Consider the following 23,451-nt stretch of genomic DNA (forward strand, 5'->3'; position numbering starts at 1 on the left):
CTTTGTGTAAAAAAGTTACAGATTATAGTGTATTGTTACTTATGCATTTGTTAAGAGTTTTGCTTAATTACTTCTTTAATTACATCAATTGAATTTAAAAATTGTTCAACATCTAAATTAAAAAGAGCAACTTTTTTTAGAGCTTTTTCAATATTTCTATCACTTAAAGGATCTCTAATATCACATAATATTTTTATAACATGCAAAATTTGAGCTTTTTGTTTGAAAGAATCGGGACAAGAGTCAATATCTTCAGCATAAGCAATAGGAAAAATAATATTGTGACTTAAATTCCAATGTTTAAATACATTTGCTGTAATTCTTCCACAAGAAAATCCCATATATTTTTCTTCACAGAAACTAATATCTTTAGTTTCATTTAATTCTTGTAAAAATTCTTCTGTTCTTTTTTCTTTTTGAATAACTTCTGAAATAATAAATTTTCCAACTTCTTGTAAAAATGCAGGTAATAAAAGTTCATTTTTTAAATCAAAATCAATTGCAGAAATCCAAGTATTTACAATATTTGTAGCTAGTGAACTTGTATATATAAAGTCTTGATTAGAAACTGCATATGCTAATAAATTTGATTTCATTGTATTTTGAATAGCAGATCCAATTGCTATTGAAACTGTAAATTTAACACCTAAAAGATTTATTGCTCTACTTAATGTTTCGATTTTACTTCTAAATCCAAACATACTAGAATTTGCAACTTTTAGGATATTTGCAACCATCAATGGATCTTTTTTGATAATATCAATTAATTTTTCAACATCAATATTATCGGTATTTTTATAATCATCAAGTTCTATAACACTCGATGGAAGAGGTGGAAGAGAATTTATCTCATGTACAATTTGTTTTTTCATTTTTCCCCTACATGCTAATAACTTGAATATTGTTTTTATCTTTCTAAATTAGATTTATCATAATTAATATATTTTCATATTAATAATATAAAGGAAAGATTTAACTTTTTTCATTATTTTATTGATTATTATATAGAAAAGAAACTTATATGATTAATAATTTGAATTTAATTACTTGAATTAAGCTTCTCTAAACATTTTTAATTATAATCATTGGACACTAGAAATATAATAAAACACTCTATCGTGCCAATTGGTACAGTTCCTATTTATTAAATCCTCATGACTGTAAAGATAAAATCGAAGATTTATCAATTGAAGTTATTTTATAAATTCTTTATTTATCCTCAATTTTTATTCTTAATTTTTTTATTCTTTTGCTAAAATACTTAGTAAATTAAATTAATGCTTGTCAATTAAGACAAGAATTATCCTATTTTAATTATAATATTAAAAATACAAAATATTAAAGGAATTTTTCTATGGCAAATATAGAAGATATTAAGAAAGAATTAGAGAAGGTAAAATATCCAGGTTTCGCAAAATCGATTGTTGAATTTGGATTTGTTAAAGATGTTCAAGTAAATGCTACTAACTGTTTAGTAGTTCTTGATATTACATCAACAGCAGCAGAAGTTGAAACACAATTAAGAAAAGAAATTACTGCATGTCTTAGCGCTATTGGAATGAATGTAACACTTAATTTCAATAAGCCACAAGAACAAAAACAATCAAGCAATAGTGTAAGTGGAAAAAATATTGCTCCACAAATTAAAAAAATTGTGATGGTTAGTTCAGGAAAAGGTGGAGTTGGAAAATCAACTACTACTGTAAATCTTGCTGTGGCAGCTGCTATGCAAGGTAAAAAAGTAGGTATTCTTGATGCTGATATTTATGGACCAAATATTCCTCGTATGATGGGTTTAAATGGTAAAGAAGTAGAAGTTGTTGGAGATAAAGCAAAACCTTTAAGTGCATTTGGTGTTGATGTTATGTCAATGGGAATGTTAATGGAAGAAGGTCAAGCTCTTATTTGGAGAGGTGCTATGATTATGAAAGCAATCCAACAATTATTAAGAGATATTTTATGGGAAGAATTAGACATTTTATTTATTGATATGCCTCCAGGAACTGGTGATGCTCAATTGACATTAGCTCAAAGTGTACCTGTAAGTGCCGGTGTTAATGTTACAACTCCTCAACATGTGGCTTTAGATGATTCAAGAAGATCTTTAGATATGTTTAAAAAACTTCATATTCCAGTTGCTGGAATTGTTGAAAATATGAGTGGATTTATTTGTCCTTCATGTAATACAGAATCAGATATTTTTGGAATGGGAACTTGTGAAGCATTAGCAACTCAATATGATACTCAAGTATTAGCAAATTTACCAATTGAACCTGCTATTAGAGAAGGTGGAGATAGTGGTAAACCAATCGTTTATTTTGCTCCTGAGTCAATTTCTGCAAAAAGATATATGATGGCTGCTGATAAATTAATTCAATTTTTAGCAAGTATTGATGATAACATTGATAACTCTGCAATTCAACCAACAACACCTCCAGGTGTTAGTGCATGCTCAACAGCTGCTGCTAAACCAAAAGAACAACCAAAAAGTTCTGGTGAGAGTTGTGGAACTGGATGTGGTTGCCACTAGTAGTATTTAGTTAAAAAGCCTTTTGGCTTTTTACTAAGTTTTAATAAAATAGAAAAGTATTTACTTTTCTACTCTTGAATTTTTTTCTTCAATTCCTGAAATCCCAAATCTTCTTGCTAATTCCTGTTTTACTCTATCTGGACTTATGTTTTTTGATGCAAGTGCAACTAAAACATGATATGTAATATCAGCTGCTTCATAGATGATTTCTTCAGTATCATTATCTTTTATAGCAAAAGTAAATTCACCTGATTCTTCAACAATTTTTTTAAGCATTGAATTTTGTTTGCCTTGAAGAAGTTTTGCAGTATAAGATTTGCTTGGATCATCATTCTTTTTTTCTAAAATAGTATGATATAAAGTGTCTATTACACCATATGCACTACTTGTATCAATTTGGATATCACAAATAGTTTCATTAGTATTTAAATCTGTAAAGAAACAAGATTTTCTTCCTGTATGACAAGCAACACCTTCTTGATTTACTTTTAAAAGAATTGTATCATTATCACAGTCTACTAATATATTTACGATTTCTTGTAGGTGATTTGAACTTTCACCTTTTTTCCAAAGTCGTTGTTTACTTCTACTATAATAATGGGCATAGTTTGTTTTGATTGTTAATTCTAAAGCTTCTTTATTCATATATGCTAACATTAAAACTTCATTTGTAGTAGCATCTTGAGTGATAACTGGAATTAATCCATCCATCTTTTCCCAATCAATTTTATTTACTTGTTCCATAATCTTTTCCTTTTAAAAGTTTGTACCAACATCTAACTTTAAACCGTCAATTGTCTTTAGCTCTTTATTGACATCCACATCAACTCCAAAATCATAATCTGATTTTGTATCTTTCTTTTTTGATTCATTATATTTGTTTATTTCTTGATATTTTAGATTTTCATCATATTTAATTGGAGGTTTTATTTTTAAGATTGAATCTATATTTGTTTCTTGATTAATAAAATGGTCCATAGCATATAAAGATAGGTTATTTAAAAGAAATAAGATAAAAATAGATGAAATAGAATATTTTTTCATATTATTACGCTTTATGATAAAGAAGCAGTTTCCTGCTTCTTTTATTGATTTATAGCTGTGTCTCTTGATTTGTCTTTTGTGTCAACCCAAATATTTGGAGTTGATCCACCAGGTGTTAGGAAGATTTTCGCATCTTTATTTTCTCTAAGTGCTTCGTTGAATTTACCTTGAACTTCAATTTGTTGCATATGTAATAAATTTGGAGTCAAAGATTGAGCTATTGCTTTATTCGCTTCTGATTGTGCTTTTGCTTCAATAGTTACAGCATCCGCTCTACCTTGTGCTTCAATTCTTTTAGCTTCTGCTTCTCCAGTTGCCTGTGCAGCTCTTTTTTCAGCTTCTTGTTTTGCTCTTAAAACTTCGTATCTTACTCTTTCAGATTCTTGGTTTGCTATTTGAACTCTTTCAATTTGTTCTTTAATTTTTACAGGAAGAACAATTTCTCTTAATTGAACTGATTCAATACTAACAGGTTTACCTTCAAGATTTTCAATTTGTTCTCTAATCCCTTGTTCTATTAAAGTAGCAATTTCGTTTCTTTTTGTAGGTAAATCTTCAGCATTAAATCCTCCAACAACATTTCTTACAACATTTCTAACTACTGGGTTTACGATTTTATCTTCCCACGAAAGTCCCCATGTTGCTATAGTTGCAGGTGCTCCTGTTGCTGTTAATCTATATTGAACAGTAAGTTCAATAGAAACAGGTAATCCTCTAGCATCTAGAATATTAATAGCAGGATTAACTTTAATTCCTGAATCAAATCCACTCATCTCCTCAACACTTCTATAGTTTAATAGTCTAACTTTTGTATCAACTATAATAACTTTTTGAAATACTGGAATATATAAATGGAAACCTGGATTTAAAGGCATTTCATCATATTTACCTGTTGTTGCTTTAATTCCAACTTGACCTGATTCAATAATCACAAATGGTTTAAATATGAATAAAGCAGCGATAATAATAATTACTACATATAACATACCTGCTTTTTTCCCAAAGTTTTTAAAGAATTCAGGTGTTTCAAAAGGAGGTTGAAAGTTTCCTCCTCCACCATTATTGTTGTTATTTCCACCACCATTGTTCTGTTGTCTGTTCTTAAAATAGTCGTTATCTATTGGCATAATTTCCCTTGATTTAATTAATTATTTAACTAATAATAGTAAAGATTAGTTAACGTATGTTAAATACTTAACATATTTTTCATTTTTACCAGCTACTACATCGAAATAAGCTGATTGAATTTTTTCTGTTATTGGTCCTCTTGAACCACATCCAATAATTCTTGCATCAACATCTCTAATTGGAGTAATTTCAGCAGCTGTTCCTGTGAAGAATGCTTCATCCGCAATATAAATTTCTTCTCTTGAAATTCTTCTTCTAACAACAGGAATTCCTAAATCAGCCGCCAAATCAATAACAGTTGCTTGTGTAATTGATTCTAAAGAGTTATCATTTGGTGGTGAAATTAATACACCATCTCTTACAATAAAGAAACAAGCACCACTAGCTTCTGCAATATAACCTTGGTCATCTCTTAATAATGCTTCATCATATCCAGCTTCAACAGCTTCGTATTTAGCCATTTGAGAATTTAAGTAGTTTGCAACTGCTTTGGCTTTCCCCATACCTGAAGTATTTGGAGTTCTTGTCATTGATGAAATTTTTACTCTAACACCTTTTTTAAGACCTTCTTCTCCTAAATAAGCTCCCCATTCCCAAGCAGAAACAGAAACTTTTACAGGTGCATCTTTGTGATATAATCCCATAACACCGTAACCTAAATAAACTAATGGTCTAATATAAGCACCTTCAAATAATTCATTCTTTTGTAATAATTCAATTTGTGCTTTATTTAATTCTTCAACTGTAAAAGGTACATTCATAAGTGTCATTTTTGAAGAGTTTAATAATCTTTTAGTATGTTCATTAAGTTTAAAAATAGCACATCTACCATCTACTGTTTTATAAGCCTTAGTACCCTCGATAGCACCGTTTCCATAATGTAGAGTATGACTTAAAACATGCACTTTAGCATCATGCCAAGCTACAAATTCTCCATCCATCCATATATATTTTGACTCAGTCATTTTATTAATTCCTAATGGTTAAATTTAAAAGCTTTATTTTAGCTAAGATTTTATTAAAATTTACTCTTAAGAAAATCCTTGTTAAACTTTTAAGAAAAATAATTTTTATAGGCGTAGTGAAAAATGACATTTAAAAGCATATTATTAATTATTCTACTCTCTTTATTTATTACGTCGTGTGCCACAAAAGAAACAATAGAAGAAGATGTAATACAAAGTGAAGAGAAAACTTTCTTCTCAAAAAAAGAGTTAGGACGAGAAGCGGTAAATGAAGTATTAATAAGTGATATTAATTATATTTTGTTTTTATTAAAAAATGAAGATTTAGATACATTAAATAGTAGATTTATTAACAAAAAATATGGATTATATGAAGTTTTTAAAAATAGTGAAGATAATCGAATATATTTTAAAAGTAAACTACAAATTGATGAAATAAGCGCTAATGTAGATTCCTTTGATATAAAACAAGAAGAAGCTATTTTTAACTGTAGTCCTTATGATGATACATATTATGGTTGGGATAAAGAAGGTATTTTTATAAGTGATAATACTAAACCTTATCTATCAGACATAATGAAAAAAACAAATTTACTAAGTGCAAATAGTTTTAGTGTAGATGAATTAAAATTAGCAGAATATATTGAAAAACATAGCTACGAAGTGGTTGTTCCTTATAATATTGTTTTTTATATTACAAAAATAAATAAACAATGGTATATAACATTAATAGATAAAGTAAAAGATGATTGTAGTGAATGAATTTAATGCAACTAAGTTGCAAGTAAGAATTTAATTGCTAGAATCTTTTTAAAATAAAAAAGTGAATAATTTATATGAATTTAGAAATATCAAAAACAGCAAATCTTCCAACAGAATATGGAAATTTAAAAATAAAATCATTTAAAGAAGGTATAAAAGAACATCTTGTTGTTTTTACAGATACTTTACCTACAATTCCAACAGTTAGAATTCATTCAGAATGTTTAACAGGAGATGTATTTAAAAGTAAAAAATGCGATTGTGGAGAACAGTTAGATTATGCTTTAAAACAAATTTCAAAAGATGGTGGAATGGTAATATATTTAAGACAAGAAGGAAGAGGTATAGGTCTTTTAAACAAAGTTAATGCCTATCATTTACAAGATTTTGGACATGATACAATGAAAGCAAATGAACTTTTAGGTTTTAAACAAGACTATCGAGATTATAAAATAGTTGATGAAATTTTACAACATTTTAATATTGAGAAAATTAATTTAATGACAAATAATCCTTTAAAATTAAATGCATTAGAAAAAACAAAAATTGAAAGAAGAGTTCCAATTGTAATGAATTCTTGTAAATATAACTATGAATATCTAGAAGTTAAAAAAGAAAAAATGGGACATCTTTTATAAAGTAAAATCTTTAAATAGTTTTATTCTTTTTAGAAGATATAATCAAAACAATAAATAAAAAACAAGGGTATAAAAATGAGCCAACAATTATTTTGGAATAATAAATTTTCTAAGGTTGATTATTTTTATGGTACGAAACCAAATGAATTCTTAGCTTCAAAATTAGAGTTAATAAAACATAAGAAAACACTTCTTTGTTTAGGTGAAGGAGAAGGTCGAAACGCAATATTTTTTGCCCAAAATGGTTTAGAAGTAAGTGCCATTGATGCTTCTGATATAGGTTTGAAAAAACTTGATAGGAAAAGTAAAGAAGAAAATCTTAATATAAAAACTTTTTGTATGGATTTAAATCACTGGGAAGCAAAAGAAAAATATGATGTAATAGTTGCTTCATATTTACATATGTTTAAAGATGAAAGAGAAGAGTTATTCAAAAAAATAGAAGATTCATTAAGTAAAGATGCCTATTTTATTGGAGAGTTCTTCTCAACTAAACAATTAGAGTTTAATAGTGGTGGACCTAAAGACTTAGATTTACTTTATACTATTGAAGATTTTCTTAATCATTTTAATTCATGTGAAAAAAATATCACAGAAGAAATAGCAGTTTTAGATGAAGGAATTGGTCACCAAGGTGAGGCTTGTGTTATTAGAGTTGTTATTCAAAAAGTTTAAAAACTTTTGTTTAACAGCTTTTTAACCACTATTTAAGTACACTCTTCAATAATAAATATCAAAAAATAATAATAAAAATACAGAGAAAAAAATGTTAGAAACAATCAAAGATTTAATAAAAAATAGAGTTTTAGTAATAGATGGAGCTATGGGAACACAGCTTCAACTAGCTGATATAAAAAAAGAAGAGTGGATTTATGAAGGTGCTGATTTAGAAGGGTGTAATGAACTTCTAAATCTTACAGCTCCTCATATCCTTGAAACTATTCATGATGCTTATGCAGCAGCCGGTGCTGATTTAATAAGTACAAATACATTTGGTTCGATGCCATGGGTTTTAGATGAATATGATATTGGTCATACCTCTTATGAACTTTCAAAGTTAGGGGCAGAGCTTGTAAAGAAATCTTGTGTTAAATATAGCACACCAGATAAACCAAGATATGTATTAGGTTCTATTGGACCTGGAACTAAACTTCCATCATTAAATCATATCAAATATGATGAAATGTATGAAGGTTACAAAGTTATGGCTTCTGGACTTGCAGATGGTGGATGTGATATTTTCTTACTTGAAACATGTCAAGACCCACTTCAAATAAAAGCAGCACTTCATGCTTTAAATGACACAGCACCACAAATTCCTATAATGGTATCTGTTACTATTGAGTTAAGTGGTACGATGTTAATTGGAACTGATGCTTTAACAATTGCTGCTATTATGGCTCCATTTAATATTTTATCTTTAGGGTTTAACTGTGGAACTGGACCAAAACAAGTTCATAAACATGTTAAAACTTTAAGTGAAGTTTGTAGATTCCCAATATCAGTTCACGCAAATGCGGGACTTCCTCAAAATAGAGGTGGAAAAACTTATTATCCAATGCAACCAACTGAGTTTGTAGAACTTCAAAAAGAGTTTTTAAATATCAATGGTGTTTCATTTTTAGGTGGTTGTTGTGGAACAACACCTGAACATATTGAAGCATTAGCAAAGGCTATTGAGGGAGTAACACCACTTAAACCTTGTGGATTTTTAAAAGCTTCATTAGCTTCACTTTTTGGAACAGTTCCTTTAAAACAAGAACCAGCTCCACTTTTAATTGGTGAGCGTTCAAATGCAACAGGAAGTAAGGCTTTTAGAGAATTATTAAAAGCAAATGATTATGAGGGAACACTTAGCGTTGGACAACAACAAGTAAGAGCTGGTGCTCACGTAATTGATGTTTCTGTAGGATTCGCAGGTAGGGATGAAAGATTTGATATGGATGCGGTTACCGCTCTTTATTCTCAAAAAGTTGCACTTCCTTTAATGCCAGACTCTACTCAGATTTATGCCCTAGAAGCAGCACTAAAACAAATAGGTGGAAGAGCTATTATAAACTCTGTTAACCTTGAAGATGGTGAAGAAAAATTTGATGCTGTTTGTAAATTGGCTAAAAAATTTGGAGCAGCACTTGTTTGTTTGGTTATTGATGAAGTTGGAATGGCAAAAACAAAAGAAGATAAAATCAGAATAGCTGAAAGAATATTTGACTTATGTGTAAACAGACATGGTTTTGACCCACATGATTTAGTATTTGATATGCTTACATTTACAATTGGATCAGGTGATGATGAGTATAGAACAGCTGGTGTTGAAACAATGGAAGCAATTAGAGAATTCCAGATTTTACATCCAGAAGTTGGAACTACTCTAGGACTTTCAAATATCTCTTTTGGTCTTGATACAAAAGCTAGAATTTATCTTAATTCGATTTATTTAGATCATTGTGTAAGAGCTGGTCTAACATCTGCTATTGTAAATGTTAAACATATTATTCCACTAAATAAAATAAGTGAAGAAGATAGAAAGGCTTGTGATAATTTAATATTTAATAATCATGAAAATGGTGACCCATTATTTGCCTTTATTGAACACTTCTCAAATGTAGAAGCACAAGAAGAACAAACAGATGAAGAGTATCAAAATATGCCTCCTCTTGAAAAAGTACAAAAACTTTTACTTGATGGGGATAAAGATAGACTTCTTCCTTTGGTAGATGAGTTAAGACACACTGTAAACCCTGAAATTATTGTAAATGAATGGTTAATTGATGGTATGAAAATTATTGGTGAATTATTTGGAAGTGGACAGATGCAGTTACCATTTGTACTTCAAAGTGCTGAAACTATGAAAGCAACTGTTGATGCATTAAATCCATACTTACCAAAAGAGGAAAAAGATAGTGAAACAACACTGATTTTAGGAACTGTGAAAGGTGATGTTCATGATGTCGGTAAAAATCTAGTTGATATTATTCTAAGTAATAATGGATTTAAAGTTGTAAATATTGGTATAAAAGCTGGTCTTGATACTTTTATTGACAAACTTCAAGAGCATAAAGCACACGCAATTGGAATGAGTGGATTACTTGTAAAATCAACAGCTGTTATGAAAGAAAACTTAGAAGAACTTCAAAGACTAGGAATCAAAGTTCCTGTACTTTTAGGTGGTGCAGCACTTACTAAAAACTTTATTGATGAGTATTGCCGACCTTATTATGATGGTCCTATTTTTTATTGTAGAGATGCTTTTGATGGTGTTGTTTCTATGCAAAGAATTGAAAAGGGTGATGAAAATAATACAGCCCTTGCAGCTGATTTAATAAAAGTAATTGATACAAGTGACAGAGTTGAAGAAGAAGCAGTAGAAATTCCTCCTTATGAAGAGATTCCACTTCCTGCAGCAAATACATTTACTTTCCCTCCACTTTGGGATAGAGTTGCAAAAAGTGGAGCAAAACTAGATAAAGAACTTATTTTTAAATGGATAAATCATAGGGTTTTATTTAGACAAAGATGGGGATACAAAAGAGGAAAGCAAGATTCAGCTAAATTCTTACAATATGAAAAAGATGTAGTTGAACCAACTTATGAAGCTTTAAAAGCTGAATTAATTGATAAAGATATTTTTGACCCAATTGCTATTTATGCTTATTATCCTTGTATCTCCCATGATAATAAACTTTATATCTTTGATAAAAAATATCTGTTTAATACACTTGAAGAAGCAAAAAATGTACCACCATTAGAAGAAGCTATAAAGGTATTAGAATTCCCTAGACAAAAAAGAAAACCGTTTAGATGTATAGCTGATTTCTTTGCAAATGATAGACTTGATGTAGTTGCCTTTACACTTGCAAGTGCTGGACTTAAAATAAGTGATTATGAAAGAAGTATTTATGATAAGGGTGAATTTACAAAATACTATCAAGTTCACGGTCTTGGAGTTGAGTTAGCTGAAGCTTTAGCTGAGGTTTTACACAAACAAATAAGACTTGATTTAGATATAGTTCCAAAAGAGGGACATACTTTAAATGATGTTCAAATGAAACAATATGTAGGTTGTAGATATTCACCTGGATATGCAGCTTGTCCTGATTTAGCGATGAATAGAGATATTTTTGATTTATTAAAACCAGAAGAGTTTGGAATAGAGTTATCTGAAACATTTCAAATGCATCCTGAACAAACAACTTGCGCTATTGTGGTTACTCACAAAGAAGCAAACTACTATAATATTTAAAAAGAAGAGATTTTCATCTCTTCTTATTTTCTCATAGGATTAAAAACTTGTCAAATAATGCTAAAGGTTTAGCTCTTACCTCATTGGGTGTTTTAATAATGAGTTTAGAATCTCTATTTATTAAATTTACTTCAATTTCATCATTTCTTTTCTCTTTTTATATGGGGATTTTTATGTTTATTTCAATGGCTTCAACACTTTTATTTAAAGAGAAGAATTTTGTTAAAAATGCAATAAAAAGCTCTTATGTTGTTTTGATAGTTTGTGCTATTTTAATGGCAGTTTCAAATATACTTTTTATAAGTGCCGTAAAAACAACAACAGTAGCAAATGTGGTGATTATCTTTAGTACAGCAGCACTTTTTTCAGCACTTTTTGCCTATTTATTTTACAAAGAGAAAATCACAAAAAATATCATTATTGCTTCATTTTTTATGTTTGTAGGTTTATATATAATTTTTAATGACCAATTAGATATTGGAAGTAGTGAAGGAAATATATACGCACTTTTATGTACGGCTTTATTTTCAATATTTTTTGTTTTATTATCTAGATATAAAGAAATGGATAGAGTAGTACTAACTGCTTTAAGTGGAGTAGCATTAAGTGTGATTGCTTTCTTCTTTTGTGATGATTTGGCTATTGATTTTAAAACTTTACTTATAATAATGGCAATGGGATTGATTATAAGCCCATTTTCAAGAGTTTTAATAGGAAATGGAGCAATTTATATAAGTGCTAGTGAAGTTAGTCTATTAATGATAATTGAAACAATAATGGCACCTATTTGGGTTTGGCTTTTTTTAAATGAGATACCTAGTTCTTATACATTTATTGGTGGAAGTATAATAATATTAACTTTAATAGTTAATTCATTATATACTTTGAAAAAAGATATATCTTATAAATAAAAAAATAGGGAGCTTATATGTTAGTAGATATTGTAATCATCTCAAAAAATATTTATGATGAAATCATAGAAAAAGAGTTAGAGCAATTAGAAACTAAACTAAAAGTATATATCCAAAAAAATTTACAATAACAGATTTATTGTAAATCGCGACATAACCTTGCAATGCACAAAGTTATAATTTTCTAAATATAAAAATAAAAGGAAAATAACATGGCATTGGTAAAATGTGAAGAGTGTGGGAAAGAGATTTCATCAAATGTGAAAGTGTGTCCACATTGTGGATATAAAAGAAAAAGAGGTATTTGGTTTTATATTATGATTTTTTTAATAGCTATTATTATATTAGCTGTTTTAGGAAGTAATAATGATGATTCTAAACTTGGAACAAATTCAAGTGAAAAATCAAGTTCATCAACCGTAAAAAAAGAACTATATCTAACTGAAATAGAAGCAAATATATTTCATACTTTGATACAAAATCAAACAGAAGCTTTAATAAATAGTGGAGAACCAATATTTTCAAATGATGAGAATATTGTAATACCTAGTGTTGTTTCTGCAAATACAATTCAATTAGAATATGAAAAAAATGAAATTAATGCTGATAATTTGTTTAAAAATAAGTTGTTATTGGTTAGTGGAAAAGTTATAAATATTGGTAAAAATTCATCAAATGAACCTTATTTATCTCTATCAGGTGGAAGCAATCCATATATGACTCCAAGTGCTAAAATGAAAAAAGAGTATATCGATTGGGCATCAAATTTATCAAAAGGAACAGAAGTTCAAATGATTTGTAAAATTAATCATTTCATTATGGGTTCTGTTAAACTACATAATTGTATACCTTTTGATAGTTGGTTTTCAGAACAAGATTGGGGTAAAATAACATTAGATGCTTATAAAAATAATACAAGTAAAAGAGCAGATGAAATGATAGAATTTGTGAAAACCGTTGCATCAAAAATAGATGTTAATAATACAGGTTGTAAAGATGCCACTTTTGATAATGGTGAATGTATAGATGAAATTGGTACTATTAGAGATTTAATTGAAGAAGAAAAACGAAAAACATCTGTAAATACCCAATCAACTGATATAAAAAAATAGAAGGATAGATATGAAAAGTCACGATAAAATTGCAACTAGGTTAGCTCTAATATTAAATAAATTCAACTCAGGTGAAAAGTTTAGTATAAATAATCTAGTTGAAGAGTTTAATGTCACAAAAAGAACTATTCAAAGGGATTTATCGGAAAGACTTTCATATTTACCAATTAAAAAAGAGAATAATCTTTATTATCTTGAAGAGTATTATCTTGGGAAATTGAACTTTGATGATATAAAAAACTTTGCAGTTTTGAGTGGTATAAAAGAGTTGTATCCATCTTTACAAGAGGATTTCTTAAAAAATATCCTTGACGATACAATCTCTAAAGCCTATATTATAAAAGGGCATAACTATGAAGATGTAAGTGATAAAACAAATGAGTTTAAATTAGTTGAAGAATCAATTTTGTCAAAAACTTTTATTAACTTCACTTACAATGATAAAGCAAGAATAGTAAAACCATATAAGTTACTAACTCAACTTTCGCACATAGAAAATCGTAAATTTCCTATATAAAAAAGCTTCCTAAAATCCCATAAATAGGCACTTTTAGCTATAATGGTATCGACCAAAACACCATTATAGAAGGCTTTTTATGGGACTTGACAATTTTATCGAAACAGCTATGAATAAAGTATTAAAAAATCCAATTATTGAAGTTTTAAGAGATATAAATTTTGCTTCTATTTTGAAGCAAAGTAATTTTAAAAAGCGTGATATTGGTGTAAAACCATATATGATAATTTTACAATTTTTATATATGTTCATTATCAATAAAAAAATATCAACTTTTATGAAATACAGTAACGATAGTTATAAAAAAGATGTTTATTATAGACTTTTGAAAAATGGTCGTTATAATTGGAGAAAACTATTACTTTTAACATCTGTAAAACTCTTATCTAAACTTGTATATTTTCAAAATTCTACAGATACAAAAGTTCTTATTATCGATGATACAGTTGAAATCAAACGAGGTAAGTATATAGAGGGTAGTTGTAAAAATCTTTGGAGCAATAAAGAAAAAAGAGTTGTTAAGAGGTTGAATATTGTGTCAATCAATTACAGTGATTCATATACTGATTTAATGCTAGATTTTTCACTAAATTATAATAAAAATCAGATTGTAGATTTTACAGATACAACAATTCATCATTCAAGTAATGCTTACAAACGAAGGATTGAAGGGATTAATGGTAAAAACTTACAAGCTATCAATATGATAAATAGAGCTTTGAATGCAGGAATATATGCTGATTATCTTCTTGTAGATAGTTGGTATGCAAAACCAAATTTTATCAATGAAGTCAAACAAAATGGTCTTGATGTGATTGCAAGAGTTTCAAAATCAAACAAAATTTGGCAATTTATAGGGAATTCAAAAACCCTTGAATCACTTTATAATCAAGCTAAACATCATAAATGTTCAAAACTAGGTAACTATAATTCTATCAAATATAGCTATGTTTCTGCTATTGTTACTCATAAAACACTTGGAAAAATCAAAATAGTTTTTATAAAAACAAAAGATAATCTTATACCAATTGGTAAAGAGGAGAATCGAATTTATGAAGCTTTAATAGCTAGAATAACTCTATCATTCCTTGCTTATAATCTAACAAGCTACATTAACCGAATCAATAATGAACCACAAACTCTTGGTAATCTTTTTAGAGATTTGGAGTGCCAACTTGAAACTTTAGCTATATCAATGGAAATATTCCTAAAAATATTAGAACAATTGATACAATCAGCTCAAATTGTCAAGAGAAATAAAGATTTAGAACAGATTATCCATATGCTAAGGGTTTACACCAAAAAACAGTTAGGTTTTATGTGCGAAAGTTGAGTTACTAAATACTAAAGGTATTTGGTATCTTATAGCAACTCAAGAGGATGAAATTAAAACTTTTAGCTTCAAAAAAATCACTAAGCTAGAAAAAACATCTCAAACTTTTCAAATAGAGCAAAGCATAATTGATAAAATTAATAACGATGATAATGTTTGGTTTAGTAATAGTGAAATAGAAGTAGTATTAAAAATAAAAAAAGAAGTAGCCAACTATTTTTTAAGAAGAAAAATCATTCCTAATCAAATAGTTTTAAAAGAACTGGATGATAAAGGATTACTAGTTTCTTGTAAAGTATCATTTGATGAAGAGATACTAAAAATAGTTAGATACTGGATACCAAATGTAGAGATTATCTCACCTGATTATCTAAAAGAAAAACTTGAAAATGGTTTGAAAGAGTATTTGAAAATTTAGAAAATTATTTTGACAAAAGAAAATGATTGTAATATAATCGAACAAATAAAAAAGGAGTAATTTATGCCACTAAGTGAAGATAAAAAATCTAATTTTATAGAAATAATAAAATCTCAATTATCGCAATTCTCTGAAATCTCAAAAATAGTTTTATTTGGCTCTTTTGTGAAATCATCAGAACCAAATGATATAGATATAGCCATAGTACAAAATTCAAATGATAATTATTTAAAATTATCTTTGAAATATAGAAAAGTTTTAAGAGATTTATCAAAACAAATTCCATTGGATATTGTTCCTATAAAGCAAGGAGCAAATGGTATTTTTTTAAACGAAATAGATAAAGGTTTGGTTATTTATGAAAGATGAAACAAAACTTTGGCTTGATTATGCAAAAGAAAATCTTCTTTCTGCTCAAATACTTTTGGAAAGTTCCCTTTATAATACCGTTTTACAAAACACTCAACAATCTATAGAAAAAGATTTGAAAGCTCTTTTTATAGAAAAAGGTATAAAACTACAAAAAACACACAGTATTTCATCTTTAGTGGAAACCTTAAAACAAAATAATATTATTATTGATATTAGTGAAGATGATATGGATTTAATTGATTCAATTTATTTATCATCGAAATACCCTTTTGGTTCTGTACTTCCTGATTTTGAACCTGATAATAGTATCTGCGAAACCTGTATAAATATAGCAATAAACATAAAAGAAGATGTGAAAACTTACCTTTAAATCTAAAAATGACACAACCTTACTCTTCTCATTGGTAAAATTATAATAGTAGAAGAGAATAAAGGAAAATAAATTGAAAATCTCAAAATTGAGTACATTACTTAAAGTCTGGCTTAAAAATAATAGTTTTTCAATGGCTGATATATGTACTAATTCCAAATTTGAAAAATTTAAAGAAAATAATATAGAAGAACAGGTATTTAAATTAGATTTATTTACAAGGAGTGATAGTGAAACTATACCTAGATGATATACGAATTCCTAAAGATGATGATTTTATCATTGTTAGAAGTTTCCAAGAAGCTGTAAAATTTGTACAACAAAATGGAATACCAAATTATATATCTTTCGACCATGATTTAGGTTGTGATGATTTAAATAATATCTATCCTAGTGGATATGACTTTGCAAAATGGCTAATTGAAATGAATTTAGATAATTTGTATAAATTTCCAAAAGATTTTAAATTTAATGTTCATTCAGCAAATCCAATTGGAAAAGCAAATATTGAGGGGATATTGAATAATTATTTAAAGAAATTTTAAAAATTATTATTAAAAATCAAGAATGAGTCATTTGTGAGTCATTTGGTGGGTATAATTATTTCAAAGGTTCAAAGAAATCACAAATATTGACATCTAAAATTTGTGATATTTTTAGTAGATGTTCAAGATTAAAATGTTTACCATTGTAATAAATTTCAGCACTTGAAACAATAGATACTGATTTGTAGACCATTTGTAATGAAAGATCAAGTTGTGATAAGCCTTTTTCTTTTCTTATTTTTGCTACATTTCCCCAATGATTTGGTAAAGCTAATCCGTTGAGCTATTTTGTGTGTTATGTTTATAGTCTACATTTATACAATGTATAATAAAAAATAGGAGAATTAAAAATGGAAATAAATAAAGAACAAGAAGCATTAGCTAAAAAGAAATTTGAAGATGATATCAAAAATGTTGATTCAGATGATGTTGATTATGCATCTAAAAAGGGAAAAACAAAAATTGATGAATTGGATAAAAATCCTCCTAGCGTATTAATGAAAGTATGGAATGATTTAAAATTAATGATAAATTTAATAATAGATTATGTAAAAGGAGACTATACGAATGTTCCTTGGAATACAATTGCTGCGATTACAGGTGCAATAATTTATTTTGTTTCACCAATTGATGTAATTCCAGATTTTATACCTGTAGTAGGATATGTTGATGATTTAACTGTGATTAAATTTACATTGGATTTAGTAAGTGAAGATTTAATAAAATATAAACAATGGAAAAATAATTAATACATATTAAGGAAAATATTATGCCAATACCAAAAGTAAAAACTGGACCAACAGCTGGGCAAGAAAGAAGTAGAAATAATTATGGGGTATGGAGAAGAAAGAGAAGTGATACGGGTTCAATAAGAGAAAAAAACGATTATTCATCTTCTGAAAATTCTAACACATTGCAAAATATAGTTGCAATAGTTACTACGGTAGGTATGGCTGTTGGTGGAATAGTTAAGTTTATAAGAAGATTAAAAAAATGAAAAAATACTAATGTAATATTATTTTAGGATAAGAAAAATTATGAATGAAAATTTAGAAAAAATAAACCCGAATAAGCTTATTATTGGGACATTACTTGTTATATTTTTAGTAATAATGATTTGGAAAATATTGTACATACAAAATAGTTATTCTTTACTCATTCCCTTTTTTGTGTTGATTACTATAAGTTATAGTTTTATTGAAATAAAGATTTATGAAAGAAGTTGTTTTATTTCTTGTTATTTTAATGAAAAAACATTATTAGCAACAATTTTAACTGGACGCATATTTTTAATTCTATTATTTGTTATATTTTCAATTATGATGACAATAAGTTTGATGTATAGTTTAATAGATTATGAGATGAAAATGTGGATTTATTTAATTGTTCAGATAGTATTTATGGTAATTTTATATAAATTTTTTCTTAGAAAATTCAGCAAAATTATTAAGGAACATTTTTTAGAAATATTTGTTAGAGAATTAATAATTAAAATCTCCCATATTTTTTTACTGGGATTTGCTATTTATTTAATAATGAATGGATTTGAACCAGATTACTTAACCCATGATTTACAAAGTTCAATCTCAAATGCTACAAATTCTATAAGTTCTAAATCTGAAATAACTGAATATATTTTTAGATTAAAAAGAGAAATAGATGCAATTTTTTGGTGGAGTATTGTTAATTCAACAGAAAAAATGCAGGAGGGGGTTTATAAAACTTTGATTTGGTCTAGTTTTATAATAATAAATTGTTTGGCAATATTAGGAATTAACCGATTTATAGGTCAAATAATATATTTATTGAATAAATTATTTAAGGAAAAGAGATAATAAATGGAAAAAGATTCTGAAATGAAGCAAATTGAAGATGCAAAAGTTGATGTAGTTTTTGAAAAGAAAAATTTTTTTTCAAAAATGTCACTCTTTGAGAAAATATTTTGGTTAGTAATAATTATTATGTCTATTATTTATTTGGCAGCTCAATTAGTAGCATTTAAAAATATGGAAAGAATTAGTGATAAAAAAATACCAATTATTACTAAATATGTAGCAAAAGAAAATTTAGAAAAGTATAAAGATAATATATCTATTGACTTACAAAATAGAGTATCAATAATGGAAAGTACAGTAGATAATGAAATAGATAGATTATTCAATAGGGTAGAGAATAATTTAGATAATTTCTTAGACTTTCATTATTCTATAAAAGGAGAATATATTGAATTATCAGCAATGATAACGGAGGATATTGGAGAATTGATAACAGATAAATTGTTTGGACAAGAATTTAATGATGAAGTACAGAATTCGTTAAAAACAATGAATGATATGTATAAGTTAAATATGAAAGAACATTTAAAATTAATTGATAATTATGCTTTAGAAAATGTAGATTTAGAATTAAATTCAAATTCATTACAAACATTACGTGATGAAATAAATACAAATAAAACTATACAAGAAGGAAAAGCTGGAGTTCTTCTTCTTGCTGGATTTAGTTCCAAAGTTATTCAAGCGATAACTACAAAACTGGCTGCAAAAGTTGCTTCTAAAGTTGCTTCTAAAGTTGCAATTAAAACTGGAAAATTTGCGGCTTCATCTGTTGTAGGTGCTTCTGGAATTGTATGTGGTCCTCTTGTTGTAGTATGTGCACCAACTGCTGCAATTATAACTTGGTTTGCAACTGACGCAATAATAATATCAGGAGATGAATATTTTAATAGAGAAGAACTGAAACAAGAATTATTAAAAGAATTAAATGAAAATAAACTAATATTTAAACAACAGTATAACTCTATATATTTTGAGACTATGAATCAAATATCGCAAGAGAGTAAAAAAAGCTATGAAGATACAAAAGTTTTAGTAAAAGATAAGTTTTAGAATAATAAGGAGCAAATATGGGAAAAAATGAGAATTTATCAAAAAAATCTAAACATGAAGATATAGGAAGAATAGTTGAATTTAGCAAAAGATTAGAAACTTTTTTACAAGAAAATTATAAAGCAGAAGGTAAAGGATTACACGAAAAGATAAGTAGTATAGAAGATAAATTATTAGCAGATTTTATTGAAGTTAGAATATTAAGAAAAATAGCTACGATAAGAAATAAAATAGTTCATGATGATAATTTCGAATTTGAAGGAATAATTGATGAATTTGAAGATTTATTTCAAATAGTTTTTAAGCAATTAGAAATAGCAAAAAATAATAAAGAAAGAAAAGTAAATAATCGGAATAATCCAGAAGATAAGTTTATTAATAAAAATAAATTAAAAGATGAAGATAATAAATATTCAAAATTTATAAAAATATTAATAGGAATTACAGTTGTTTTATTTTTATATTATTCTGTATTTAGTGAAAATCCTGAAATAATAAAAGAAAATATAAAAGAAATAAATAAAATAATATTATTGGAAGAGGAAAAACTAAATAATCTACATAATAAATTAAAAAAAGAACAAGAAAAACAAGGTACTCTTCGAACATTTTTTTATGATAATGAAGTAGTAAATGATTTAGAAAAACAAATTAAGATGCAGAATGATAACTTGAATATATTTATAAAAGAGCTGAATAAAGAAGAAAAAAAATTATAGCTTGTTTGATTTACTATAAACTCCATTTCATAATAAACCTGATTTTATTATAAACTATATTTTATAATAAGAGAAAAACATGGATTTAGCAACACTTCAAAAAATAACAAAATCCACTTTGGCTTATGGGATTTTTATATTAATATAAAAAACAACTAAAGGTTTTTTAGTTGTTTATCGTGATATTTTCGCAAAATTATAAGTGCTAAAATAGAACCAAATAACGCCCAAAACATATCGCTTTGTGTATCCCAAATATAACCTTGTGTTCCTAAAAAATCATTTGCTGCCTCATTTGTAAAAATTGCAACCCACCACTCTATTAACTCATAAAATGCTGAAAATGCTAAACAAAAACAAACTATAAAAAAATTTCTCCAAGCTTCTATTTGAATTATATTTTTTCTAATGATAATTTCCCTTGCAATCATCGCTGGAACAAATCCTTGGGCTAGATGACCTACTTTATCATAGTTATTTCCTGACTTTCTCATTTTTATCAAAAATCAATTTTTCTAAAAGTGATATCCCTTATTAAAGGGCTTTATAGACTATAAAATTCATAAAAGTGTGTGTCCTATAGTCTAAAACCTGCTACAATTTTAGTATGAGTTTACATATTAGACAGAAGAAAAATAGTAGTGGAACAATCAGTATTCAGATTATCGATAGAGTTCATAGGAAATATAAGGTTATAGAAACTATTGCTTGTGTAAAAAATGATTTAGATTTACAAATTTATTTAGATGTTGCAAATAAACGTTTAGAAGAACTGCGTCAACAAATGTATCCTACTTTATTTGATGAAAATAAAAATGAAGAGTTAATATTCATAGAACTTGGAAATAATGATTTAATACCAATAGGTGATGAATTAATCTATGGAAAATTATTTGAACGATTGGGATGTTCTAGTGTAGATTTGGATTGTAAAAGACTTCAGATGTTTAAAAATCTTGTTGTATCAAGATTACTGTATCCTGGTAGTAAATTATATTTGATTGATTATCTTGAATATTTTAAAAAAGAGAGTGTAGATAAAAATGCTATCTATAGATTTTTAGATACACTTTATGAAGAGAATTTAAAACTACAAATTGAAAAATGTGTATTTGATCATACTTATGCAAAAATGAACCAAACTATTGCATTTACATTTTATGATGTTACAACCCTGTACTTTGAATCTGAGAGTGAAGACGATCTTAGACGTATTGGATTTAGTAAAGAGGGTAAATTAGCACGTCCTCAGATACAACTGGGATTGTTTACAACACTACAAGGATATCCATTAAGCTTTGAGGTTTATGAGGGTAATAAATATGAGGGACATACTTTAGTTGATGTACTTAAAAAGTTTCAAAATAAATTTCAATTAAAAAATAAACCTGTAGTTGTAGCTGATAGAGGAATGCTAAACAATAATAATCTAGTATATCTTGAAAATAATGGATATAAATATATCCTTGCAGCCAAAATAAAAAATATATCAAATGATTTAAAAGAGCAAATATCAAACTTGATATTTTTAAATGATGGAGTAACTCATACACTTAAATTTAATAAAGATATACCATATACTGATGAGAATGACAATAAACAATCCATAAATATCAATCAAAGGTTAGTTCTTTCATATTCAACGGCAAGAGCTAAGAAAGATAAACATAATAGAGATAAAGCACTTGAAAGATTAAAGAAAAAAATTGAATTCTCAAAATCTATCACAAAAAAAGATTTAAAACTATCATACTATGCTAAATATCTTAACATCGATGATCATAAATGTGATATCACTTTTAATATCAATAATCAAAAAGTTGATAATGATTCAAAATTAGATGGTATAAAAGGTTTTATTACAAATGATTTTACACTAACACCAAGTGAAATTATAGAACACTATAATAATCAATATGCAGTAGAACAAGCATTTAGAATATCAAAAACTGATCTTAAAATCAGACCCATATACCATAGGCTAGAAACCAGAATAAAGGCTCATATTCTTATTTCATTTGTATCATACTCAATTTATAAAGAGTTTGATTCAAAACTTAAAGAAAATAATATTAAATTTAAATTCTCACAAAAACTTTTAAGAGATATAATTAAACATATGTTTGCACTTAGAACAAATGGAAAATTAGTCTACTTGAAATTTGATGAAATTCAACAACAAGTTTATAATGCAATTAAAAATAGTTAAAAAGTGTGTGTCCATATGAGAAAGTCAGGAGAAAAACATGGATTTAGCAACACTTCAAAAAATAACAAAATCCACTTTGGCTTATGGGATTTTTATATTAATATAAAAAACAACTAAAGGTTTTTTAGTTGTTTATCGTGATATTTTCGCAAAATTATAAGTGCTAAAATAGAACCAAATAACGCCCAAAACATATCGCTTTGTGTATCCCAAATATAACCTTGTGTTCCTAAAAAATCATTTGCTGCCTCATTTGTAAAAATTGCAACCCACCACTCTATTAACTCATAAAATGCTGAAAATGCTAAACAAAAACAAACTATAAAAAAATTTCTCCAAGCTTCTATTTGAATTATATTTTTTCTAATGATAATTTCCCTTGCAATCATCGCTGGAACAAATCCTTGGGCTAGATGACCTACTTTATCATAGTTATTTCTGTCTTGATTAAAAACCTCTTTTATAAAATCAAATAAAGGAACTTGAGCATAAGTGTAGTGACCACCAATCATTAAAATAATACAATGAACTAAAATCAAAGAATAAATCAAAGTTGTTAGTTTGAATTTTCTATAAGTAAGTACTAAAACAATCAAAGCAATAATTGCTGGGATTACTTCTAAAAACCAAGTGAAGTAATCTTTTGGATTGATTGCAGACCAAATAAGAACTGCAAAATATAAAAGAAAAAATATTTTCATTATTGTTATCCTTTGTAATTCAAATTATCCTATAATATAGATTAAA

The 23,451-nt window shown here is 27.3% G+C and carries 27 protein-coding genes; 20 read left to right on the forward strand and 7 right to left on the reverse strand.

Annotated features, from left to right (window positions below; genetic code table 11):
• Positions 1 to 50: 50 nt before the first annotated feature.
• Complete coding sequence (locus tag AACT_RS00905; protein ID WP_172124100.1) at positions 51 to 872, reverse strand: HDOD domain-containing protein; 822 nt, start codon at positions 870 to 872, stop codon at positions 51 to 53.
• 482 nt (positions 873 to 1,354) lie between these two features.
• Here AACT_RS00905 and AACT_RS00910 point away from each other — a divergent pair, with 482 nt between their 5' ends.
• Entirely contained in the window at positions 1,355 to 2,530 is a 1,176-nt protein-coding gene (locus tag AACT_RS00910; protein ID WP_172124104.1) for an Mrp/NBP35 family ATP-binding protein, read from the forward strand.
• Between the two features lie 60 nt (positions 2,531 to 2,590).
• Here the strand turns inward: AACT_RS00910 and hisIE are convergent, their stop codons facing one another.
• The 4 genes from hisIE to AACT_RS00930 are packed head-to-tail and all read right to left on the reverse strand — an operon-like array spanning position 2,591 to position 5,667.
• Positions 2,591 to 3,274 carry a bifunctional phosphoribosyl-AMP cyclohydrolase/phosphoribosyl-ATP diphosphatase HisIE gene (gene hisIE / locus AACT_RS00915; protein ID WP_172124106.1) on the reverse strand — a complete coding sequence of 228 codons (684 nt, stop codon included), beginning with the start codon at positions 3,272 to 3,274 and terminating at the stop codon, positions 2,591 to 2,593.
• A gap of 12 nt (positions 3,275 to 3,286) precedes the next feature.
• Positions 3,287 to 3,574, reverse strand: a complete 288-nt coding sequence (locus AACT_RS00920) for a hypothetical protein (RefSeq protein WP_172124108.1) — start codon at positions 3,572 to 3,574, stop codon at positions 3,287 to 3,289.
• A 41-nt stretch (positions 3,575 to 3,615) separates the two neighbouring features.
• The gene (locus AACT_RS00925) at positions 3,616 to 4,701 is read right to left on the reverse strand and encodes an SPFH domain-containing protein (protein ID WP_172124110.1); all 1,086 of its coding nucleotides are present in this window, start codon (positions 4,699 to 4,701) and stop codon (positions 3,616 to 3,618) included.
• A 45-nt stretch (positions 4,702 to 4,746) separates the two neighbouring features.
• A complete protein-coding gene (locus AACT_RS00930) occupies positions 4,747 to 5,667 on the reverse strand; it encodes a branched-chain amino acid transaminase (RefSeq protein ID WP_172124112.1) in 921 nt (306 codons plus the stop codon).
• Between the two features lie 123 nt (positions 5,668 to 5,790).
• Here AACT_RS00930 and AACT_RS00935 point away from each other — a divergent pair, with 123 nt between their 5' ends.
• The 18 genes from AACT_RS00935 (at position 5,791) to AACT_RS01020 (ending at position 20,495) form a co-directional block, all read left to right on the forward strand.
• Positions 5,791 to 6,429 (forward strand): hypothetical protein, encoded by a 639-nt coding sequence (locus AACT_RS00935; protein ID WP_172124114.1) that lies wholly within the window; start codon positions 5,791 to 5,793, stop codon positions 6,427 to 6,429.
• Positions 6,430 to 6,503: 74 nt separating this feature from the next.
• On the forward strand, positions 6,504 to 7,067 hold the full coding sequence (gene ribA / locus AACT_RS00940) for a GTP cyclohydrolase II (RefSeq protein ID WP_172124116.1): 564 nt from the start codon (positions 6,504 to 6,506) through the stop codon (positions 7,065 to 7,067).
• Between the two features lie 75 nt (positions 7,068 to 7,142).
• Positions 7,143 to 7,742 carry an SAM-dependent methyltransferase gene (locus tag AACT_RS00945; RefSeq protein ID WP_172124118.1) on the forward strand — a complete coding sequence of 200 codons (600 nt, stop codon included), beginning with the start codon at positions 7,143 to 7,145 and terminating at the stop codon, positions 7,740 to 7,742.
• A gap of 91 nt (positions 7,743 to 7,833) precedes the next feature.
• A complete protein-coding gene (gene metH / locus AACT_RS00950; protein ID WP_172124120.1) occupies positions 7,834 to 11,310 on the forward strand; it encodes a methionine synthase in 3,477 nt (1,158 codons plus the stop codon).
• Between the two features lie 47 nt (positions 11,311 to 11,357).
• Entirely contained in the window at positions 11,358 to 12,221 is an 864-nt protein-coding gene (locus AACT_RS00955) for a DMT family transporter (RefSeq protein WP_172124122.1), read from the forward strand.
• A gap of 212 nt (positions 12,222 to 12,433) precedes the next feature.
• A complete protein-coding gene (locus AACT_RS00960; RefSeq protein ID WP_172124124.1) occupies positions 12,434 to 13,333 on the forward strand; it encodes an OB-fold protein in 900 nt (299 codons plus the stop codon).
• Positions 13,334 to 13,343: 10 nt separating this feature from the next.
• Positions 13,344 to 13,850, forward strand: coding sequence for a DeoR family transcriptional regulator (locus AACT_RS00965; RefSeq protein WP_172124126.1), 507 nt, complete (start codon positions 13,344 to 13,346; stop codon positions 13,848 to 13,850).
• 79 nt (positions 13,851 to 13,929) lie between these two features.
• The gene (locus AACT_RS00970) at positions 13,930 to 15,183 is read left to right on the forward strand and encodes a transposase (protein ID WP_172124128.1); all 1,254 of its coding nucleotides are present in this window, start codon (positions 13,930 to 13,932) and stop codon (positions 15,181 to 15,183) included.
• A 175-nt stretch (positions 15,184 to 15,358) separates the two neighbouring features.
• A complete protein-coding gene (locus AACT_RS15755) occupies positions 15,359 to 15,601 on the forward strand; it encodes a WYL domain-containing protein (protein ID WP_488153809.1) in 243 nt (80 codons plus the stop codon).
• Positions 15,602 to 15,664: 63 nt separating this feature from the next.
• The gene (locus tag AACT_RS00980; protein ID WP_172124130.1) at positions 15,665 to 15,970 is read left to right on the forward strand and encodes a nucleotidyltransferase domain-containing protein; all 306 of its coding nucleotides are present in this window, start codon (positions 15,665 to 15,667) and stop codon (positions 15,968 to 15,970) included.
• On the forward strand, positions 15,960 to 16,343 hold the full coding sequence (locus AACT_RS00985) for a HEPN domain-containing protein (RefSeq protein WP_172124132.1): 384 nt from the start codon (positions 15,960 to 15,962) through the stop codon (positions 16,341 to 16,343). Before AACT_RS00980 ends, AACT_RS00985 begins: the two co-directional genes overlap by 11 nt.
• A gap of 73 nt (positions 16,344 to 16,416) precedes the next feature.
• Entirely contained in the window at positions 16,417 to 16,593 is a 177-nt protein-coding gene (locus tag AACT_RS00990) for a hypothetical protein (RefSeq protein WP_172124134.1), read from the forward strand.
• Entirely contained in the window at positions 16,574 to 16,888 is a 315-nt protein-coding gene (locus AACT_RS00995) for a cyclic-phosphate processing receiver domain-containing protein (protein ID WP_172124136.1), read from the forward strand. Before AACT_RS00990 ends, AACT_RS00995 begins: the two co-directional genes overlap by 20 nt.
• A 350-nt stretch (positions 16,889 to 17,238) precedes the next feature.
• On the forward strand, positions 17,239 to 17,637 hold the full coding sequence (locus AACT_RS01000) for a YkvA family protein (protein WP_172124138.1): 399 nt from the start codon (positions 17,239 to 17,241) through the stop codon (positions 17,635 to 17,637).
• A 20-nt stretch (positions 17,638 to 17,657) separates the two neighbouring features.
• Positions 17,658 to 17,885: a hypothetical protein gene (locus AACT_RS01005; protein WP_172123745.1), complete on the forward strand. Its 228-nt coding sequence runs from the start codon at positions 17,658 to 17,660 to the stop codon at positions 17,883 to 17,885.
• Between the two features lie 40 nt (positions 17,886 to 17,925).
• Positions 17,926 to 18,723 (forward strand): hypothetical protein, encoded by a 798-nt coding sequence (locus tag AACT_RS01010; protein WP_172124140.1) that lies wholly within the window; start codon positions 17,926 to 17,928, stop codon positions 18,721 to 18,723.
• Positions 18,724 to 18,726: 3 nt separating this feature from the next.
• A complete protein-coding gene (locus tag AACT_RS01015) occupies positions 18,727 to 19,776 on the forward strand; it encodes a hypothetical protein (RefSeq protein WP_172124142.1) in 1,050 nt (349 codons plus the stop codon).
• Positions 19,777 to 19,793: 17 nt separating this feature from the next.
• Positions 19,794 to 20,495: a hypothetical protein gene (locus AACT_RS01020; RefSeq protein ID WP_172124144.1), complete on the forward strand. Its 702-nt coding sequence runs from the start codon at positions 19,794 to 19,796 to the stop codon at positions 20,493 to 20,495.
• A gap of 155 nt (positions 20,496 to 20,650) precedes the next feature.
• Here AACT_RS01020 and AACT_RS01025 read toward each other — a convergent pair whose 3' ends face one another.
• Positions 20,651 to 20,989, reverse strand: a complete 339-nt coding sequence (locus AACT_RS01025; RefSeq protein ID WP_172124146.1) for a DUF2238 domain-containing protein — start codon at positions 20,987 to 20,989, stop codon at positions 20,651 to 20,653.
• A 113-nt stretch (positions 20,990 to 21,102) separates the two neighbouring features.
• On the opposite strand from AACT_RS01025, the gene AACT_RS01030 reads away from it, so the two are divergent.
• Positions 21,103 to 22,704, forward strand: coding sequence for an IS1634 family transposase (locus tag AACT_RS01030; protein ID WP_172124149.1), 1,602 nt, complete (start codon positions 21,103 to 21,105; stop codon positions 22,702 to 22,704).
• A 113-nt stretch (positions 22,705 to 22,817) separates the two neighbouring features.
• Here AACT_RS01030 and AACT_RS01035 read toward each other — a convergent pair whose 3' ends face one another.
• Positions 22,818 to 23,405 (reverse strand): DUF2238 domain-containing protein, encoded by a 588-nt coding sequence (locus AACT_RS01035; protein WP_172124151.1) that lies wholly within the window; start codon positions 23,403 to 23,405, stop codon positions 22,818 to 22,820.
• Between the last annotated feature and the right edge of the window lie 46 nt (positions 23,406 to 23,451).

This window comes from Arcobacter acticola (genome assembly GCF_013177675.1).
GTDB classification, from domain to species: Bacteria; Campylobacterota; Campylobacteria; order Campylobacterales; family Arcobacteraceae; genus Aliarcobacter; species Aliarcobacter acticola.

Excerpts from the sequence above, each read along its gene's own strand:
- AACT_RS00905 (WP_172124100.1), bottom strand. The coding sequence starts at position 872 with ATGAAAAAACAAATTGTACATGAGATAAATTCTCTTCCACCTCTTCCA.
- AACT_RS00910 (WP_172124104.1), top strand. The coding sequence starts at position 1,355 with ATGGCAAATATAGAAGATATTAAGAAAGAATTAGAGAAGGTAAAATAT.
- hisIE (WP_172124106.1), bottom strand. The coding sequence starts at position 3,274 with ATGGAACAAGTAAATAAAATTGATTGGGAAAAGATGGATGGATTAATT.
- AACT_RS00920 (WP_172124108.1), bottom strand. The coding sequence starts at position 3,574 with ATGAAAAAATATTCTATTTCATCTATTTTTATCTTATTTCTTTTAAAT.
- AACT_RS00925 (WP_172124110.1), bottom strand. The coding sequence starts at position 4,701 with ATGCCAATAGATAACGACTATTTTAAGAACAGACAACAGAACAATGGT.
- AACT_RS00930 (WP_172124112.1), bottom strand. The coding sequence starts at position 5,667 with ATGACTGAGTCAAAATATATATGGATGGATGGAGAATTTGTAGCTTGG.
- AACT_RS00935 (WP_172124114.1), top strand. The coding sequence starts at position 5,791 with ATGACATTTAAAAGCATATTATTAATTATTCTACTCTCTTTATTTATT.
- ribA (WP_172124116.1), top strand. The coding sequence starts at position 6,504 with ATGAATTTAGAAATATCAAAAACAGCAAATCTTCCAACAGAATATGGA.
- AACT_RS00945 (WP_172124118.1), top strand. The coding sequence starts at position 7,143 with ATGAGCCAACAATTATTTTGGAATAATAAATTTTCTAAGGTTGATTAT.
- metH (WP_172124120.1), top strand. The coding sequence starts at position 7,834 with ATGTTAGAAACAATCAAAGATTTAATAAAAAATAGAGTTTTAGTAATA.
- AACT_RS00960 (WP_172124124.1), top strand. The coding sequence starts at position 12,434 with ATGGCATTGGTAAAATGTGAAGAGTGTGGGAAAGAGATTTCATCAAAT.
- AACT_RS00965 (WP_172124126.1), top strand. The coding sequence starts at position 13,344 with ATGAAAAGTCACGATAAAATTGCAACTAGGTTAGCTCTAATATTAAAT.
- AACT_RS00970 (WP_172124128.1), top strand. The coding sequence starts at position 13,930 with ATGGGACTTGACAATTTTATCGAAACAGCTATGAATAAAGTATTAAAA.
- AACT_RS00980 (WP_172124130.1), top strand. The coding sequence starts at position 15,665 with ATGCCACTAAGTGAAGATAAAAAATCTAATTTTATAGAAATAATAAAA.
- AACT_RS00985 (WP_172124132.1), top strand. The coding sequence starts at position 15,960 with ATGAAAGATGAAACAAAACTTTGGCTTGATTATGCAAAAGAAAATCTT.
- AACT_RS01000 (WP_172124138.1), top strand. The coding sequence starts at position 17,239 with ATGGAAATAAATAAAGAACAAGAAGCATTAGCTAAAAAGAAATTTGAA.
- AACT_RS01005 (WP_172123745.1), top strand. The coding sequence starts at position 17,658 with ATGCCAATACCAAAAGTAAAAACTGGACCAACAGCTGGGCAAGAAAGA.
- AACT_RS01010 (WP_172124140.1), top strand. The coding sequence starts at position 17,926 with ATGAATGAAAATTTAGAAAAAATAAACCCGAATAAGCTTATTATTGGG.
- AACT_RS01015 (WP_172124142.1), top strand. The coding sequence starts at position 18,727 with ATGGAAAAAGATTCTGAAATGAAGCAAATTGAAGATGCAAAAGTTGAT.
- AACT_RS01020 (WP_172124144.1), top strand. The coding sequence starts at position 19,794 with ATGGGAAAAAATGAGAATTTATCAAAAAAATCTAAACATGAAGATATA.
- AACT_RS01025 (WP_172124146.1), bottom strand. The coding sequence starts at position 20,989 with ATGAGAAAGTCAGGAAATAACTATGATAAAGTAGGTCATCTAGCCCAA.
- AACT_RS01030 (WP_172124149.1), top strand. The coding sequence starts at position 21,103 with ATGAGTTTACATATTAGACAGAAGAAAAATAGTAGTGGAACAATCAGT.
- AACT_RS01035 (WP_172124151.1), bottom strand. The coding sequence starts at position 23,405 with ATGAAAATATTTTTTCTTTTATATTTTGCAGTTCTTATTTGGTCTGCA.